General features: G+C 41.7%; 13 protein-coding genes. All 13 read left to right on the top strand.

Annotated elements, in window-relative coordinates:
* Positions 1-250: 250 nt before the first annotated feature.
* The 13 genes from PCAR9_RS13030 (at position 251) to htpG (ending at position 18,932) form a co-directional block, all read left to right on the top strand.
* Positions 251-685, top strand: coding sequence for an HvfA family oxazolone/thioamide-modified RiPP metallophore (locus tag PCAR9_RS13030; protein WP_179983965.1), 435 nt, complete (start codon positions 251-253; stop codon positions 683-685).
* Positions 686-835: 150 nt separating this feature from the next.
* The gene (locus tag PCAR9_RS13025; RefSeq protein WP_179983964.1) at positions 836-1,687 is read left to right on the top strand and encodes an HvfB family MNIO-type RiPP peptide maturase; all 852 of its coding nucleotides are present in this window, start codon (positions 836-838) and stop codon (positions 1,685-1,687) included.
* A complete protein-coding gene (locus PCAR9_RS13020; protein ID WP_179983963.1) occupies positions 1,684-2,448 on the top strand; it encodes an HvfC family RiPP maturation protein in 765 nt (254 codons plus the stop codon). Before PCAR9_RS13025 ends, PCAR9_RS13020 begins: the two co-directional genes overlap by 4 nt.
* Positions 2,449-2,747: 299 nt before the next feature.
* Positions 2,748-3,284 (top strand): adenine phosphoribosyltransferase, encoded by a 537-nt coding sequence (gene apt, locus PCAR9_RS13015; RefSeq protein WP_179983962.1) that lies wholly within the window; start codon positions 2,748-2,750, stop codon positions 3,282-3,284.
* A gap of 41 nt (positions 3,285-3,325) precedes the next feature.
* Positions 3,326-6,325: a DNA polymerase III subunit gamma/tau gene (gene dnaX / locus PCAR9_RS13010; RefSeq protein WP_179983961.1), complete on the top strand. Its 3,000-nt coding sequence runs from the start codon at positions 3,326-3,328 to the stop codon at positions 6,323-6,325.
* A gap of 38 nt (positions 6,326-6,363) precedes the next feature.
* Positions 6,364-6,690: a YbaB/EbfC family nucleoid-associated protein gene (locus PCAR9_RS13005; RefSeq protein WP_014998895.1), complete on the top strand. Its 327-nt coding sequence runs from the start codon at positions 6,364-6,366 to the stop codon at positions 6,688-6,690.
* Between the two features lie 392 nt (positions 6,691-7,082).
* Positions 7,083-8,339, top strand: coding sequence for a hypothetical protein (locus PCAR9_RS13000; protein ID WP_179983960.1), 1,257 nt, complete (start codon positions 7,083-7,085; stop codon positions 8,337-8,339).
* Positions 8,340-8,449: 110 nt separating this feature from the next.
* Complete coding sequence (locus PCAR9_RS12995; protein ID WP_179983959.1) at positions 8,450-9,415, top strand: IS481 family transposase; 966 nt, start codon at positions 8,450-8,452, stop codon at positions 9,413-9,415.
* A 542-nt stretch (positions 9,416-9,957) separates the two neighbouring features.
* Positions 9,958-12,519: an HWE histidine kinase domain-containing protein gene (locus PCAR9_RS12990; protein WP_179983958.1), complete on the top strand. Its 2,562-nt coding sequence runs from the start codon at positions 9,958-9,960 to the stop codon at positions 12,517-12,519.
* Between the two features lie 4 nt (positions 12,520-12,523).
* Entirely contained in the window at positions 12,524-14,938 is a 2,415-nt protein-coding gene (locus tag PCAR9_RS12985; RefSeq protein WP_179983957.1) for an EAL domain-containing protein, read from the top strand.
* A 283-nt stretch (positions 14,939-15,221) separates the two neighbouring features.
* Positions 15,222-16,169: a hypothetical protein gene (locus PCAR9_RS12980; protein WP_179983956.1), complete on the top strand. Its 948-nt coding sequence runs from the start codon at positions 15,222-15,224 to the stop codon at positions 16,167-16,169.
* A 5-nt stretch (positions 16,170-16,174) separates the two neighbouring features.
* On the top strand, positions 16,175-16,774 hold the full coding sequence (recR, locus tag PCAR9_RS12975) for a recombination mediator RecR (protein WP_039222833.1): 600 nt from the start codon (positions 16,175-16,177) through the stop codon (positions 16,772-16,774).
* Between the two features lie 235 nt (positions 16,775-17,009).
* Positions 17,010-18,932 carry a molecular chaperone HtpG gene (gene htpG / locus PCAR9_RS12970; RefSeq protein ID WP_179983955.1) on the top strand — a complete coding sequence of 641 codons (1,923 nt, stop codon included), beginning with the start codon at positions 17,010-17,012 and terminating at the stop codon, positions 18,930-18,932.
* Positions 18,933-19,273: the final 341 nt, after the last annotated feature.

The raw sequence follows: 19,273 nt of genomic DNA, 5'->3' as shown, positions 1-19,273 counted from the left end.
CTGTCTTTTTTATCTTACTGATATCGTTACATTATTTGTGGGGATACCTCAGACTCTGACCCCAAAACTTGTTACTTATTGAAGCTTTAATGTGCATTTAAACTTATGTAAAAATCAGTAATATCAATTAGATAAGAAATAATTGTAAAAAATTAATTTTTTGTGAAATAACCTTTAAGCCCATAAGGTCTTTTAAAGTACACGTGCTTACTGTACGTCAAACATGACTAATATTATTGAGGGTACATCAATGAAACAAATTAAAAAATCATCAGTAGCTACAGCTTTGGGTGCAGTTGTAATTGGCTCTTTGGCGTCAACAGTTGCAGTAGCAGACGTTAATCCATTTGGTATACAGGCACTAGAATCTGGCTACAGCCAATTTGCTGCAGAAGGCAAGTGTGGTGAAGGTAAATGTGGCGGCGAGAAGAAAGCTGAAAAAGAAGGAAAGTGTGGCGAAGGTAAATGCGGCGGCGACAAGAAAGCTGAAAAAGAAGGCAAGTGCGGCGAAGGTAAATGTGGCGGCGACAAGAAAGCTGGTAAAGAAGGCAAGTGCGGTGAAGGCAAATGTGGCGGCGACAAGAAAGCTGAAAAAGAAGGCAAGTGTGGCGAAGGTAAATGTGGCGGCGACAAGAAAGCTGGTAAAGAAGGCAAGTGCGGTGAAGGCAAATGCGGCAGCATGTAATTGCCACTCAAAAAACATTGTGTAGCTTATTATAAAGTAATGAAACGCTACACGAGTTACGTTTAGTAAAAATGGCTGTCGAATGATGGCCATTTCTGTCTTATAACGTAAGTTGATATTATGTAATCCCATGAGGTAGAAGGGGGAAATATGAAAGACATCTATGGCGCTGGCTTAGGCTTTCGTAGGGAAATGCTAAAAGAGCTATTACCCACGTTGCCATCGGAGGTTGATTTCTGGGAAGTTGCACCTGAAAACTGGATCCCACTTGGTGGAAAGTACCAAAATCAATTTCAGCAAGCATCTTCACAAGCTTCTTTTACCACCCATGGTTTATCTTTGTCTATCGGAAGTAGCGACAAGCTAGACGTTGAGTTCGTAAAAACCGTTAAGCGATTTTTAGATGCTAATAATATTGCATTGTACAGTGAGCACTTAAGCTTTTGTTCTGGTAACGGTCATATGTACGATCTAATGCCAATTCCTTTTACTGAACAAGCTATTAAGCACGTTGTATCTCGCATTGTTCAAGTTCAAGATATTATTGAGCGGCCTCTGGTTTTAGAGAATGTCTCTTATTACATCGCACCCGGTCAGGAAATGGATGAATTAGAATTCACTACAAATATATTAAAAGAGTCAGGATGCCAAATGCTTCTTGATGTAAATAACGTGTACGTGAACAGCATCAACCACAAATATGACGCAAAATCATTTATCAACGGCCTTCCTTCTGAAAAAATTGTTTATGGGCATATTGCGGGTCACTATGACGAAGCTGAGGATCTAAAGGTTGATACACACGGCGCAGATGTCATCGAGCCAGTATGGGATTTATTAGAGCACGCCTACCTTACTCATGGAGTGTTTCCCACTTTGTTAGAACGTGACTTTAATATTCCTCCTTTGCACGAGTTATTGTCAGAAGTAAGGAAGATTAAGCAGATTCAGACAAAGTGCGGAGTTATTAGAGAATCAGTCGTAAATGGAAGTGTCGCATGACGCAATCATTTCAGCGCACCCAAAAATCGTTCGCCGAGGCGATAAAAGATCCACAAACTTATCGAGACACTGACAGCGATAACGCCCGTCGAATGAAAATCTATCAGTCTTTATTTTTTAATAATATAGATAACTTCGTTAGTACAGGCTTCCCAGTTCTAAAATCTATCGTATTAAAATTGTATGGGGAGAAAGGGTGGGAGAGTGTTGTGCGTCAGTTTTTTATTGAGCACGAATGCCGATCGCCTTATTTTGCAGAAATCAGTAAAGAGTTCGTTGAGTACTTATCAACAGCACCGTCTTTTGGGTTGGATTTGCCTGATTTTATCGCAGAACTTGCTCATTATGAATGGTTAGAGCTTGATGTCAGTATAAGAAAAAACGAAGAAGATATTGAGTTCTACACCCAAGATCATACAGTTAATGCTATAAGAGTTTCGCCGTATGCTTCATTAGCTGCCTATCACTTTGAAGTTCATTTAATTGGTGAGGACTATATTCCTGAGCAACCTGCTCAAGAACAACAGTTCTATGTAGTCTATAGAGATCAAGACTATAACGTACAGTTTGCTCATGTTAACCCGGTAACGGCTATTTTAGTCAACACGCTGGAGCAAAGTGAGCAGGGAATGAAAATAGAACAATTATCCAAGTCTTTATGTCAACAACTTCCTCAAATACCCTCGAATGTGCTTGTAAATGGCATGAACCAAACCCTCATGGATATGCTTCAAAAAGGGATATTTCTTCCTGTACGCTAGCTAAAAAAGAGTATTTAACTGCTTTATATTAAACTTTCGCCAGGATCTGTATTGAAAGTGAGCGATCAGTCACATTAGCGCTGTCAATCGAGCTTGCTTTCGATTAACATTTAGCACCATTTTTTTGTTCACAAAAATTGTTTAGGTAGTGCAAATGGCTAACAATTCAGATTTCAAAGAAGTCTATAACAAGTGGTACTTTCTAGCTTCGCTAGTAACTTTAATTGCGTTCCCGTTGATGCATATCATCGCCGGCTGGTTCACCTTCTGGTTATAACGCAGACATTCAAGGCAAAATTGTGACTGCAGAATATATTAAATCAGTAGTGAAAACCGTACCTGACTATCCTAAGCCAGGTATTTTATTTAGAGATGTGACCAGCGTTTTAGAAGATCACAAAGCATTCAGTAGCTGTATCTCTTTACTTGTAGAAAAGTATCAAGGTATGGGCTTTACCAAAATTGCGGGTACTGAAGCGCGCGGATTCCTATTTGGTGCGCCATTGGCCATCGAAATGGGCATTGGTTTCGTTCCAGTAAGAAAACCCAACAAACTTCCTCGTGAAGTAGTAAGTGAGAGCTACGAACTGGAATACGGCATGGATACGTTGGAAATCCATAAAGATGCTATAGAGCCAGGCGATAAAGTCCTTCTTATTGATGATCTACTTGCAACTGGCGGCACTATAGCTGCATCTGCAAAGCTAATTCGTTCTCTAGGTGGCGAAATCAACCACGCAGGGTTCATCATTAATCTTCCCGATTTAGGCGGCGAGCAAAAATTGAATCAGCTTGATATTGAGAGTTATTCAATTTGTGAATTTGAAGGCGAATAATCGCTGTAAAGCATAATTAGCAAAAGGCGAAATACGTAATAATGAGTTATCAGGTACTAGCAAGGAAGTGGAGACCAGGCAAGTTCAGTGAACTTGTAGGTCAGGAACATGTCGTCTCTGCCATTTCAAACGCTTTAGATAACGACCGTTTACACCACGCATACCTTTTTACCGGTACGCGAGGTGTGGGCAAAACCACGATTGCGCGTATTTTTTCAAAAAGCCTTAACTGCGAAGAAGGGCAAGGGGCTAACCCTTGCGGTCAATGTAACACCTGCAAAGAGATAGAGCAGGGCAACTACGTTGATTTATTAGAGATTGACGCAGCATCAAGAACCAAAGTCGAGGATACTCGCGAACTTCTTGATAACGTGCAATACAAGCCTACTCGCGGACGCTATAAAGTGTACCTTATTGATGAGGTACACATGCTTTCAAAACACAGCTTTAATGCGCTGTTGAAAACGTTAGAAGAGCCACCTCCACACGTCAAGTTCTTACTAGCGACCACTGATCCACAGAAGCTTCCCATAACCATTTTATCCCGTTGCTTGCAGTTCAATTTGAAAGCGATGTCTCGGGAGCAGATTGTTGGACAGCTTAAGCATATTTTAGAGCATGAACAGCTGTCATATGAACAACAGGCACTCGCGCTTTTAGCTAGAGCGGCTCAGGGCAGTATGCGTGATGCGCTAAGTTTAACGGACCAAGCGATTGCGCAAGGCGGAAATCAAGTTCTGGCATCGGTGGTAACCGATATGCTTGGGTTGATGGACAAGAACCAGTTGCTTAAAGTAGTACACGCTGTGGTAAACAAAAGCCCGGCTGAGGTGTTGCAGCTGGTGAATGATATCGCAGAGCAAGCACCAGATTATGACAACGTACACAGCGAGTTGGCTAGCCTACTGCACCAAATAGCGTTAACGCAATGGGTGCCAGAAGCATGTAAGTTAGAAACCACGTCTGCCAAAGCGATATTTCAATTAGCCAAAACTATTCCGGCAGAGCAAGTGCAGCTACTCTATCAAATTGCACTTCAAGGCAGAAAAGACTTACCTTTTGCGGCAGATGGCAAAAGCGCTTTTGAAATGACGTTAATGCGTATGATGTCGTTTGCGCCAAATATTCCCATTGAAAATACACCAAATGAGATTGAAAGTGGGAGGAGTGAGCATAGTTTACCTGTAGATCATGCTTCTTCCAGTGGTGGCCCGGGAAACGTCGGTAAGCAGGAGGAAGCGCAGTTAAGCGAAACTTCTGCAACCAAAGTGCAGGAGGAGACGCCTTCACATCTATCGGTTGAATCTACCTCTGCTCAGTCGTCAGAAAATGCGCCCTCTACCCCAGATTCTCTTGCTACATCGAAAATTGATGAAGAGCAGCAAGCACAGCCTCAATCGACGTCTCCATTTGAACCACAGCAAGAGCAGGAACAAGCAGCTGTTGATGAAAGCGCGTTGAGTGAAAATGATACTCAATCGGCGCTGCCTCAAGTAGAGTCGGGCACAACGTCAACTCGATCAACAGCATTGGAGAGTGATTCTGCTCATGGTGAAGAACCCGTAAAGCAAGCACCAGCTTCGCCTATTACTGAAGAAGTACCAGTAGAAAACACCGCGATACAAGCAGAAAGCGTTGCCGCAGAGCCTCATAACGAAGCAGCGCAACATTTCGATGGACCTCCGCTAGATGCATACATGGACGATATGCCGCTTCCGTCAGATGATGATGGCTCCTTTGCTTTTGAAGGCTTTCAAAGCGCTGAGGGTTTTCATAACGCTGAGGGCTCTCATAACGCTGAAGGCTCTTATGATGCTGAAGGCTCTGATAAAAACAGCGAGTTGTTGACGCACGAGAACGAAGCGTCTTCATTAACCGCCGAAGAGCAGCTGACTTCTACGGCTGATATGTTGGCACTTCGTCAAAAGTTAAAGCAAAGAAAAGCACAAGACGCAGAGGCCAAAAGTACCAGCGCAGCAAATGCTAAGAGCGAAAGTGCAAGTGATATTCAAGCGCGCTTTACCAGAAGTAAAACAAAAGCCTCAGATACAGCGCAATCTACAAACGAAATTGCGGACCATGCTGAAAATAGTGCAGGGCAGGCTAGTGCTGATAACGAAATCAAGAGTGGTGAAGTAAATTCCTTAGAATCTGAAACCAACTCTGAGCGTTTAGGAAATAACACTGGGCTTGCTAACAGCGCTACAAATAAAAGCAATGAATACGACGACAATTCTCTGCAACAAGGCGCACCTCAGGGTAACACTCTCGCAGAGTCAGCTGACACTGCGCATGCTGGCGAATCAGTAAAAGCGCAATCTGGTGTAAACGACGTAAATGATTTTGCTCTTGATGAATTTGAAGAGGATATGCCTTTTTCAAATGACGAATCTGAGGTGCAAGCATACTTGGAAGCACCTGTTGAGGATATGCCACCTTGGACTACTGATTACGATAATCAACCACCTCAACCTTTTGAAGGTGCTGACTATGTTGAAGCGCCCTCTGATAGCAGCTCGAATTACGACAGTGCTCCAGAGCAGATGGAAAATGCGGAAGAACGGTCGTTTGCGCGGGATGCACTAAATTTTGATACGCCGCTGAGCAGTACCTACGACGGTCAGTTAAAAGCGTACTTAAATGACGGAAGTAAATTAACTCACGCTAGCCAAATTGACGAATGGAGCAATCTGGTAGAGCAAATGCCGGTTGCTGGTTTACTTAAACAATTGGTGCTGCACGCATCATTTTCTCGAACGGGCAATCAAGTATCCCTTGAAATTGACCACAGTCAGACGCATTTATTAAACGACAGTGCGAAAAAGCAATTGGTTGATGCAATCCATCATGGGTTGGGTGAAAGCGTTGAAGTAAATATCACGTTAGGTGAACCAGCATCTACACCTTTTGCGTTACAACAAGAAATTCATGCCATGCGCCATGCGCATGCACACTCGGTGATTAAAACCGACGATACAATTCAAGCATTGCTATCGACTTTCGATGCGTCAGTGCTAACCGATTCGGTTAAAGCGCGATAGCAGAATTATTAACACCAAAACGAAGCGAGACAAAAATTATGTTTAAAGGTGGAATGGGCAATATCATGAAGCAGGCGCAGCAAATGCAAGAGCGCATGCAAAAAGTACAAGACGACCTAGCTAAGCTAGAAGTAACCGGTGAAGCGGGTGCAGGCATGGTCAAAGTAACAATGACATGCAACCACAACGTACGCAGAGTGGACATTGATGAGTCGTTGATGGACGACGATAAAGATATGGTTGAAGACCTGGTTGCTGCAGCATTTAACGACGCGGTACGTCGAGTTCAGGAAACTAGCAAAGAGAAGATGGGCGATGTAACCGGTGGTATGCCACTACCTCCTGGCTTCAAAATGCCGTTTTAAGCTTTATGCCCCGTATTCATTGGTCTCTCGCTTTGTGAAAAGTTAGGGGAACAAATAGGGGAAAAAGTGTTAAAAAAAAGCTTGGGTTTGGCCCAAGCTTTTTTGTAAGTCTGTAGCTGCTTTTATTCATAAAAGTTTAAAGCCCGAAAAATACTCACGATAAATTCCAATCATTGTTCGTAAGTCCCTCTGCGTTTGTTGTCAGCAGATCTCATTTATAAGACATGGAGCAGGGGGCTATGTACGTGTAGCAAATGTATTTTCCGTCAAGTAACTCTGGCAGGTTACACGTGAACCATCTTATTTTTCCTTGTAAATCAATATTAAGTCATTAACATCTGCCTCGCTGTTAATAGCAGCAGGATAAATATTAATAAAAAATTGGATTTTAAATGAAAAAATTAGGATTAGCGCTTCTAGTCTCATCTTGTTTGGCTGGGTGTGCCAGTACATCTTCGAATCTGAAAGGTGGAATTGACAACTCTCACTTACAAAACTTATTTCCTGTTAGTGATAACAAGAGTGTTTTATTTGCAAAGCTTGAAAAAAAGGGAGATGGCTTTCATTTCGGTGAGTATTCAATTGAAGCTCAGCGCACCACAAACGTTAATGATGCATGGGTTAATGTAAACACTGGCGAGCCTCAGTGGAATTACCAAAGTATTCAGAGGTGTTCTGTAGTCACTGCAACAGGTAATGACACATCGGGTGAGCCATGCACCACTGCTAGTGACATTAGATTCATGGAAAGACAATACGATGCCGTAGCCAACGGGAGTATGGCGCTTGTGACGGTTGGACTGTCAGCTGCCATAGCATCTTATATGCTTGTTGAGTTTCAATATGAAGAGTACGTAGAAGCTTACCAAGACGCGCTTTCAAAAATAGAAGATAAAGAGAAAATCGCGACACTACTTCAAAAGTTCGAAGAGCACAAAGCAAGCTTAAGAAAAGCCGAATATTCTTATAACCAAACTGTTACTAAGCTCAAGAATAAAGCATCAGAAAGTGAAGTTGAAAAATATTCAGTTGATACGCGATTTTCTGATTTAGGGGAGTTTGAACTTTTTGTTAACTCCATTCCTTCTGTTATAAATCAGTTAAACGCGAAAACGGCTGTTGCTGAAGAAAAATTGAAAGAAGCACATTATAAAGAGCAACGTGACTTATTTGCATCCTATGGAAATAGCCCGAGTATCAGTGAGTACAAGGCTTTTATTAAAAAATTTAGATATGCGAAATACACAGATAAGGAGTTGTATCAGATAGCTCAATCTAAAGTGAATGAAGCCGAAAACCGAAAAAGGTTAGCGAAAGAAAAACGAGAAAAAGAGAAAAGGGAGTATTCTTTAGCAGTTTTACGTAATCCCGACAGTGTAGGAGAAAAAGTCTGCCGAGATGGTTCAATGAAGTACATCGGGCAGACTTATAGCGGCTGGGCAGAGTTCGAGCGTCCTGGGCAATTGCAGGCATTCATTGAGGGACATTCTCCAGATATGAATAGAGTAAAACTTAGAATAAGTGGACATGCATTGTCCAATGGAACCTTGAGATATAAGAGCGGGACTAACCCAAGCTTAGGAGGGATATCTGTGCCTTTAGGTACGATAGTTTGGGAATCGGTTAATAACTGGTATCCATGTTCCTAGATCCTAGAATATGAATAAAAGGGAGCTGAGCTAACAGCTCCCTTTTTGTGACTATCCTCATCGATATTAGTGTGTGATTCATAGAGATCGTTTCAATATAATTCGATTCTATGAACAAAGAAATTAAACAGCGGTTAAAGTGGATTGAGCTTTACCAAGAAACGAAAAATGCGGGTCTAGTCTGCCGTAGATGCGGTATATCTCGGCCCACTCTTCGGAAGTGGTTAAATCGATATAATCAACATGGATTAGAGGGCCTACAGGAGGTTTCTAGGCGTCCTCACAGCTCTCCAAACACCAAAATCGACACCCAGATTGAGGAATGGATTCTTGACCTAAGAAAAGAAAGAAAACTTGGTGCTAGAAGAATTCAAAATGAACTTCTTCGCGAGCATAATTTTCAGTTATCGCTTGCCTCAATTCATAAAGTGCTGACCAAAAATGAGGTTAAGCCAATAGTATTTCAGCGGAAGAAAAAAGACTTTATTCGATACCAGAGACCTATTCCTGGCGACCGGATACAGATGGACACATGTAAAATTGCACCAGGGATTTACCAATACACAGCTATTGATGATTGCTCTAGATATCGCGTATTAGACGTGTTTAAGCGCAGAACAGCAGCTAATACCCTTACCTTTATCGATAAGGTCATCGAAGAAATGCCATTTCCAATACAGCGTGTTCAAACTGATCGCGGAACGGAATTTTTTGCTGAAAAAGTACAGCTCAAATTGATGGAACATGGCATCAAATTTCGCCCCAACAAACCTGGCTCACCTCACTTAAATGGCAAAGTTGAGAGGTCACAGAGAACCGACAAAGAAGAGTTTTATTCGACTGTTAATTTGGACTTAGAAGAACTCAAACATGAAACATTGCCTGAGTGGCAGCATTACTACAACTGGCAACGCGCTCACGGTTCATTCAAAGGTAAAGCACCAATGGATATTGTGTGTGAGCGCCTTGAAAAAACACCACTTTGGGAAGATGTTCACGCTAACTACCAAGCTGGAAATGAACGTATTCAGTTGTCGAATTATCAGCGTGATCTTCAACTACGAAAAGTGAAATGATGTCTATGAATCACACAGATAAGTGATGAAACTATTGCTAATGGCGCTACAAGCCAACGACAATGTGACATCGACACAAATCAGCAACGAAGCCTCATTTGGCTTCAAAATGCCGTTTTAAGCAAATATACAGCTTTTAGTCCCTTACGCTAAGCCTGCGTAAACTCGCTGGGCTTTCGGGTTATGTAAGTGGCTTAGCTCTGAAAAAGCTCTGGTTCATTGCCAGAGCTTTTTTGTGTCTAGTCTCCTCAGCGAAACCACCCAAACCACTCTATTTTCATGCCAACTTAATATCTCTTTTTATAAATCGGGCTTGTATATATACATTTATTCTAATGCTCAGGCTTAGCTCATTGAAAACAAACGTTTGGTTATATTTACACTAATATTAATAAATGCGCATGAAAGGTTTAGCTTAACTTATTCTTGGTCTATATTTTATGTTTATTCTCTTTTCAGTTTTACTTTACAGCGCTTTTTAAAGACTGATAACGCTGCTATTTAATTAGTCTAATTCAAATAAGGTTGTTGGATTAACAATAATGCATGACGAAGCAAGCGAACTCACATCATTAGTAAATGAATGCGACAAAGAACCGATTCACCTTCTTGGTAGGATACAAAATCATGGTTTCATGATTGTCGTAGATAGAGAAGGTTCTATTACCCATTTGTCCGAAAACTTAGGCAGCTTTGCCAGTATTCCACAAGATAAGCTTATAGGTCACTCGTTTTGGAAGTTGCTCGACCGTAAGCTGATACATGCGATAAGGGGCGCGCAGAGCCAAGCTATGATTCTCGGTAAAGCAAGCCACCTTCATTCTGTTTCACTACCGCACTGTGAAGATATTTTCGATTTATGTGTTCATCAAAGTGCAGAACATTTAATTCTTGAATTCGAACAAACAGAGAGCTCCGGCAAGTATGAGGGCGTTATCACAGCGTTAATGGCGCAAATGTCGATGTTCTCTGAACTCGAAGACCTTTATGAAGGTTTGGTTGAAAGCGTTAGGACTGCAACGGGGTATGATAGGGTAATGCTTTACCAATTTCTATCAGACGGTTCAGGTGAAGTGATTGCTGAATCGACCTCAAGCGATATGACGCCCTTTTTAGGGTTGCGTTATCCCGCCTCAGATATTCCGCGTCAGGCAAGACAGCTTTATAAGAAGAATCTTATCAGAACTATTTCTGACGTTAACGGTGCAACTTTCCCTATCATTGGTAACAACAGAAGCGATGGAGCTTCTATAGATCTCTCCCTTTCACGCCTTAGGGCGGTTTCTGAAATTCATATTCAATATCTAAAGAATATGAAAGTCGGCGCCTCTATGTCTATATCTCTTATCGTAGAAGGTGAACTGTGGGGGCTGATTGCTTGTCATCACAACACTAAAAAAGTTATCCCTAGCCGCTTAGTTTCGCAATTAGAACTCTTCGCAGAGATGTTTTCACTAGAATTATCGCGAAGGCTGGTAAATGAACGGATAAGGGTAAGCGAGAAAGCAAACGCTACATTTACACGTGTACTTAGCAACCTTTCTTTAGGCAAATCGCTTAATAATGCCATCGTACAACAATTATCCCTGCTCAAGACGCTTATAGATATTGACGGCATCGGCTGTATTTTTAGCAATGAATATACTAAGTCGGGCGCTGCATTTAGCGCACGAAAAATCAAACGTCTTACAGCAATACTTGCTGAACTGCCCGAAGAAGAAATCCATCAATTTGAAAACTTAGCAGACATTCACCACGAGTTAGCGGATGAGAGTGTTGCCGGGGTATTGGCATTAAAGATCTCTCATCAGCCAATGGACTATATTTTTCTTTTTAGAAACTCAGTTGTGCAACAAGTCTCCTGGGCCGGTAACCCTGCAAAACGCGTTGAATTGAAAGGCGGTAAAGAAACGCTTACTCCCCGAGCGAGTTTTGATAAGTGGGTAGAAAATAATGAATCTACCTCTACTCCATGGACAACGCTGGATATTGAGCGTGCTAAATCTATTAGACTCGGTGTAATGGAACTGACCATTCGCCATTTACACGAAAAAGAACTACTGCAACGTGAAGCCAAAAAAAGACTCGAGTTACTTATTGGTGAACTAAACCACCGCGTTCGCAATATCTTAAATTTAGTCAGTGCGATTATCGGACAGACATCACAGTATAAGAAAGATATCGATGAATTTGTGCTCTCCTTATCATCAAGAATATCCGCACTTGCTCTAGGGCATGATCAGCTCACGCATGCCTCATACAACAGTGTAAGATTCAAGGACCTACTTCATAACGAGCTCAAAGCTTACATGATCAAAGAGTCATCTTTTAAAATAGGCGGCCCTGATATAAGGATCTTACCCTATGCAGTAACGCCTATCGTGTTGGTCTTTCATGAAATGATTACCAATGCAGCCAAATATGGAGCCTTAAGCGCGACAAGTAATGACGGCAGAGTGGCGATAACTTGGGAGTTAGACGAGAAAGGCTGCTTTATCAAATGGGAAGAATTAGGGGGGCCTCCCTTACATGGTTTAGGTGAGGAAGGGTTTGGAATGACGGTTATAAAATCAGTTATTCCCCATGAGCTAAAAGGCAAGGCGTCAGTGAGTACCAAAATTACCGGGCTAAATGCAGAGTTTCTCATTCCTCGTAAATATATAGAGCTGGATACTAGCCAAAAAAGTACTCAACATGTAACTCATGGCGATAAGCATCAATCCATCAGCACTGCTAATTCCGAAAAAATCCTCACAAGCGCCTATATCGTTGAAGATAACCTGCTTATTTCGCTTGACCTTAAGAAGCATCTTAAACAGTTGGGAATTGATAAAATTGATATTTTTGGCGATATAAGCTCTGCAAGAGCGGCTTTGGCTAAAGGTAAACCGTCGATGATGTTTTTAGATGTTCATTTGGGAAATGAAAATACTTTTCAGTTAGGGATTGAAATACAAAAGTTATCAATACCCTTTCTCTTTATTACGGGTTACGGAGCCGCAATAGAGCTGCCCGAGGAGTTATCAGATGTGGATATATTAACCAAACCCGTCGACACCACATTGCTAAAGCGTTCTATCGAAGCTTTTGGTTTCAAGGTGTAAATTTGTGACTGATATAACCAGGCCCCTAATACTTGTTGTTGAAGACAATTTAGTTGAAGCGATGAACGTTAAAAATGCGCTTATCCAGGCAGGTATGCAGGTGTTAGGCATAGCAAAGACGGAAAGCGAATTGTATGCGTTAGTGGATAAACGTGTTCCCGACCTCATTTTAATGGACATCGATTTGGGTGGTTCAGATTCTGGTATTGGAATTGCGAAAAGCATTACAGAAAGGTTTAAAGTACCAATTGTGTTTAGTACCTCTTACTGTGATGACACCACAATTTCTAATGCGCTCTCGATTTCCCCTTATGGATATCTAGTAAAACCGTACGGTGTGCTTTCACTCACTACTACTATTCAAGTTGCGCTGGAAAGAAAAAAAACGGAAAAAGCGCTAGCTTCTTCTAATAGGCGTTTCGCAATGGCGTCAGAGATTGCGAAGTTAGGCGTGTTAGAAGTTGATACCTCTACTCAGTCAGTCGTTATTGAAAGTGTGGAGAATCTTTTCGATTTTCCACGCAAAATGCCATTATCCAAATTCCTTTCGTTGTTTCCCGAAGAAAAAGAAGTTGAGTTAAAAGAGGCGATACATTTAAAGTCGAATTACCTCACAACGTTGCAGCTAAAAATTGAAGGCCAACCGACTAAATGGTTTCAGGTTGTCCTCTCCGATATTGGGTGGGGCGAAGACTATGTCCAAATTGGTGCCATACAAGATATATCTATCCTACAGAGCACTCAGTCAAACCTGAGTGTTGCAGATAAGATTGTAAGTGAAATTAAAGAAGGGGTTTTAGTCTGTGATGCTGAAGGTCTCATAATAAAAGCAAACCAATCCTTATGCGAGATGCTAGGCACCCAAGCCGAGCACCTTATATCTACTCACATAAACAATGTTTTTCCTAAAGCGCGAAAACACGATCCTCGCCCAGACTATCTGGAAGACGGTTTAAGAACAGAGCTCACTATTGTAAGCGAAGGGCGAAGGTTTCATTTAACCATGTCGGTAACTTCATTTAATCTTGATGATGGAGAAACTAATTTCGTTGCCATTCTTACCGATGTTTCAGAACTAAAGTCATCGGAAAGTCAACTCAAGTACCTTGCATTCACTGACGCTCTCACCGGTGCTGGAAATCGAAACTTTTTGAACAGTATTGTCGAGACTTACAGTGAATCATGCGAGCCTTGCTCAATCATTTTTATTGATATCGATGAATTCAAGCTCATTAACGATACCCATGGGCATGAGGTGGGAGATGAAATACTAAGAGCATGCGCGAGCCGATTTAAAGCATCGCTACGAGATGATGATACTGTTATAAGGTTTGGTGGTGACGAATTCGTTATTGTGACAAGTACTACTTGCCAAAAGCTTTTAAACAAAATGACATCCCGGTTATCTTCTTCACTGAAATCAGTGTTTAAGACAACATCGGGCGACTTTCAAGTTACAGCAAGTATTGGTCTAGCGTCATCTACAGAAAACATGTCGCCAACAGAGCTACTAAAAAATGCTGATATTGCAATGTTTTCAGCAAAACAAGGCGGTAAGAATAGTGTTGTCACATTCAGTGAAGATCTTTCGAAAAATATCGAGTATAGGCTGTTCATTCAACAAGGGCTTAAAAGCGCAATTCAAAATAAACAAATCACAGCCTACTTTCAGCCTATAATAGATTCGAATGGTGAAGTTTTAGCTGTGGAGGCGTTAGCTCGCTGGCACATTCCTAGCCATGGGCCAATTAGCCCCGAAAAGTTTATACCGATAGCTGAACGTACAAAACACATTCATGACATTGGTCTTTTAATGTTAGACGAAGTCTGTTTCGCACTTAAAGCTCTCAGTGGATGGGGTTTTTCAGACGTGAAGTTCAATTTGAATATGTCACCGGTACAGTTACAGAATACCGGGGTTATTGAGCTATTTGCAGAGCGGTTTGCCTTTCATAATATTGACCCTAGACGAATAGTGATAGAAATAACTGAATCTACGCTTCAAAGTTCAAAGGCGAGGGAAGTGCTTACCAAAATTAAAGCACTTGGGGTTATTATTTCCATTGATGACTTTGGTACAGGCTTTTCTTGCATATCAGAGTTAGCTGACGAAACGTATGACGCTATCAAAATTGACCGCTCGCTGCTGCCTGACTTTCCACTACAAAGTAAACAACAAAAGCGTAGAGCGCTAATCATCGAGAATGTGGTGTCGATGTGTGTGAAGCTAGGCATGCCGTGCACGTTAGAAGGTTTAGAGACCGTTCAGCAGGTAACCTTCGCCAAAAAGATTGGTGCCAAAGCTATGCAAGGGTATTACTTTACCAAGCCTTTAAGCTTGGTGGGCTTGATGGAGTATCTGCAAGCCGAACATGCCTCACCGCTCGTCAGCGTTACCGCACCAACGGAGGGGCAATAAAAGAGCCAGTTAGTTAAGGTGGTACTGCTGAATTTTTTGTTCCACTTTTATACCATTTTGCATTTCTTCGACATCTGTTCGCGCTAGAGAGGTCTCATGCACTATTTTACGTCGACAGAAGTGTACCTATCGCACTAAAATGTTCATTCGCTTAGAAATGGTCCTTAATTTGACCTGATTCGTTATATTATTGCTTCTTATTCCCTGCAGCGTTCAGACAGGTTTCTTCCAAAAAAATGTGCAGGGGAAACGGAAAACCAATCACCCTAAATAGAGGTTTGTAGTGCTAAGGAAAGGCTTAGTTATCACCACGGTTCTTTTGCTTCCTATCGCAGCCGTGCTGTTTTTTATGAGTATTCACGAACTGTTTCAAATGAAAACGGTAACGGTAGACCCAAAACTCAAAGAAATTTCTGGAATAGAGTTCGACAAATACAAAAGGTTGTGGGCTATCAACGATAGTGGTGATGGTCCGATTCTATATATGCTGAATAAAGACGGCAGTATAGAGAGAGAGGTGACGGTTTCAAATGCTAAAAATGTTGATTGGGAAGACATGACACAAAACAGTTTTGGTCATTTCTTCCTAGGAGACTTTGGCAATAATGACAATAACCGCCGCTGGTTAACCATTTATAGAATTGAAAACCCTATCGATATTCAGGGGGAGTCCACGGAAGCGGAGATTATCAAGTTTACTTACCCTGAAATGGGAGAGGGTAAAGTAAAACCTGAAGATAAAAACTATGATTTAGAAGCTTTTGTGGAATACAAACGCAACCTTTACTTGTTCACGAAGAATAGAACGAAGCCATTTGATGGTATTACAAAATTATACAAAGTGGGCGATCATGCAGCGAACTTCGATGCACAGTTAATTGGAGAATTTAAAACCTGTACCACGCTTGAAAAGCTATGTTGGATAACGTCTGCGGCGATAAGTCCTGATAGAACAAAGCTGGTATTATTAGATTCAACCAGCTTGTGGCTATTTGAGAATTTTGAAGGCGATAACTTTTTTAGTGGCGATGTATCTCGCATCGATCTCGGTGTGGTAACACAAAAAGAGGCGGTAACTTTCTATGATGACAACACACTCGTGTTTACTGACGAAGAATACAAAGGCCTATTCGGCGGCAATGTATACGAAGTTAAACTCGACCAAGTGAAGCGTAACGTGATTAAATACCGCGAAAGCCCGAAACAAACCGAACAAATATCTAAGCAGTAAACATTATGAAGTTCAGCCCGCTACTCTCAGAACTAATACAGGCATTAACCTGTCTTCCCGGCGTAGGCAATAAGAGCGCCCAACGAATGGCATTTCATCTTTTAGAGCGAAATCGTACGGGGGCGATTGATTTAAGCAATGTGCTACACAACGCTATGGAGCATATTCATCATTGTAAGCGTTGCAGAACGTTCACCGAAGATGAATTATGCGATATTTGCCGCCACCCAGAAAGAGAAGCTAGCGGGTTGTTGTGTATTGTGGAAAGCCCTCAAGACGTATTAGCGATAGAACAGACGTTAAGCTACAAAGGCCAGTATTTTGTACTAATGGGGCATTTGTCTCCTATAGATGGTGTTGGGCCTGAAGAAATTGGTTTAACCGAGCTTGAGGCACGTTTAGCCGCTGGTGGGATAAATGAAGTTATCTTAGCCACAAACCCCACCGTCGAAGGTGAAGCAACGGCGCACTACATTGCTCAGCTATGTACAAGTCACAACGTCGACGCCTCTCGCATTGCTCATGGTGTGCCTGTTGGGGGAGAACTTGAATACATTGACGGCAATACACTTACCCACGCTTTTTCAGGTCGCCGCAAGCTGTAATTAAGATACAGAGCGTTTTAAGAATTCAAAATAAATCGCTCTCTTTTCATAAAATCGTTTGCCCATTTCCAAGCTAATACCTGCCTATTCGCTTATTAAATAAGCGGTATTTGTCCTTTCTCGAAAAAGTTTACGAATAGAAAATAAATTTTCGTTCTAAACGTTGAAAAGTGCGTTGAGTGACCTTACCTGTTTAACATCAAACGTGATCCATTCAACGAGGAGATATTGGATTATGGCTGAAGCAGCCCATAAAGAAACCCACGGTTTTCAAACAGAAGTAAAACAGCTTCTTCAACTGATGATTCACTCTTTGTATTCAAACAAAGAAATTTTTCTACGCGAGCTAGTGTCAAACGCGGCAGATGCTGCAGATAAACTGCGTTTTCGCGCCTTAGAAAATGATAGCCTGTACGAAAACGATGGTGAATTAAACGTAAAACTTAGCGTTGATAAAGAAGCGAACACAGTTACGATTTCTGATAATGGTATTGGTATGACTCGTGATGAAGTCATCGCTAATTTAGGTACCATTGCTAAATCTGGTACTAAAGATTTCTTTAGCAAGCTTTCAGGCGATAGCGCAAAAGACTCGCAGCTTATTGGTCAGTTCGGTGTAGGTTTCTACTCAGCATTTATCGTTGCAGACAAAGTTACTGTTCGCACTCGTGCGGCTGGTGCTGATGCATCTACTGGTGTTGAATGGGTTTCAGATGGTGAAGGTGAGTTCACTATCGCTGAAATCAATAAGCCTACTCGCGGCACAGAGATTACGCTTCACCTTCGAGAAGATGAAAAAGAATTTGCCGATACATGGCGTCTGCGCTCAATCGTAAGCAAATACTCAGACCACATCAGCATTCCTGTACAAATGTGGAAAGATGAAGTGCCTGAAAGTGAAGGTCCAGATGGCGAGAAAATCGAAGCTCAGCCTGGTGAGTGGGAAGTAGTTAACAAAGCCACCGCGCTGTGGACTCGTGAAAAGTCTGATATTACTGATGAAGAGTACAACGAGTTCTATAAGCACATCTCTCACGACTTTGCAGATCCGCTAGCATGGGCGCACAACAAGGTAGAAGGTAAAACTGAATATACCAGCTTACTTTATATCCCTTCTAAAGCGCCTTTCGACATGTGGAATCGCGACCAAAACCATGGTCTTAAGCTTTACGTTCAACGCGTCTTCATCATGGATGACGCAGAGCAGTTTATGCCGACCTATCTGCGTTTTGTTAAAGGTTTACTAGATAGCAACGACCTTCCGCTAAATGTGTCTCGTGAAATTCTTCAAGACAACAAGATTACCCAGGCACTTCGTCAAGGTTGTACTAAGCGCGTTCTACAAATGCTTGAAAAGATGGCTAAGAACGACAGCGATAAGTACCAGTCGTTCTGGAACGAGTTTGGTAATGTACTGAAAGAAGGCCCAGCGGAAGACTTCAGCAACCGTGAGAAAATTGCTGGTCTGTTGCGCTTTGCTTCGACACACGGTGAATCTGACGCTCAAACGGTTTCATTAGCTGATTATATTGAGCGAATGAAGGAAGGTCAGGATAAAATTTACTACGTGACCGCAGACAGCCTGCAAGCTGCTAAGTCTAGCCCACACCTTGAGATCTTCCGTAAGAAGGGAATCGAAGTATTGCTAATGGGCGAGCGCATTGACGAATGGCTAATGTCCCACCTAACTGAGTTTAACGAGAAACAATTTGTTTCTATCGCTAAAGGAAACTTAGATTTAGGCGACTTAGAAGACGAAGAGTCTAAGAAAGCTCAAGAAGAAGCAGAGAAAGAAGTAGAAGGCGTACTAGAACGAGCGAAAACAGCACTAGGTGATAAGGTTGTAGACGTTAAGTTTACGCACCGTCTTACTGACTCTCCTGCCGTTATTGTTGCCGACGACAATGGTATGACTACACAGATGATGAAGTTGATGCAGGCGGCTGGCCAGACCGTGCCAGATGTGAAGTATCACTTTGAACTCAACCCAGAACATAGCTTAGTTAAATTGCTTGCTGACACGCAGGATGAAGAGCTATTCAATCAGTGGGTTGGTGTATTGTTCGACCAAGCTGCATTGTCAGAGCAAGGTAGTTTGAAAGACCCGTCTACGTTTGTTCAGAACTTGAACACATTGCTAATGAAGTTGGCTAAATAATTACGTAGACACAAGGTTTACATTTAAAAACGGGCATCATGCCCGTTTTTTTATGTCTGCTACCAACAAAAATAAATTTGGCAACTTTATTGTGCTATATTTTGCCAGTTAAAATTTTTAGTTAATCACTTAAAACTTTAGAAATTCATGCTTTAAAGAAGATGAATTACCGGGCGATTGGCTTACAGGTTTAGACTTAAATTTATAAAAACGCCTATAAGCTGAACATATATTCGCCATTAGTCTTAAGATTAACTTTACGGTACTTCTTACACTTGTCACTACAGTGTTGAATGTGTAAAGTGCCCGAAGTAAAAAGTTCAAAAATCATAAGCGGAGAA

It is taken from the genome of Alteromonas macleodii, assembly GCF_903772925.1.
Taxonomy (GTDB): Bacteria; Pseudomonadota; Gammaproteobacteria; order Enterobacterales; family Alteromonadaceae; genus Alteromonas; species Alteromonas macleodii_A.
Note: the sequence above shows the minus strand (reverse complement) of the source record. Positions and strands in the feature narration are given on the sequence as shown.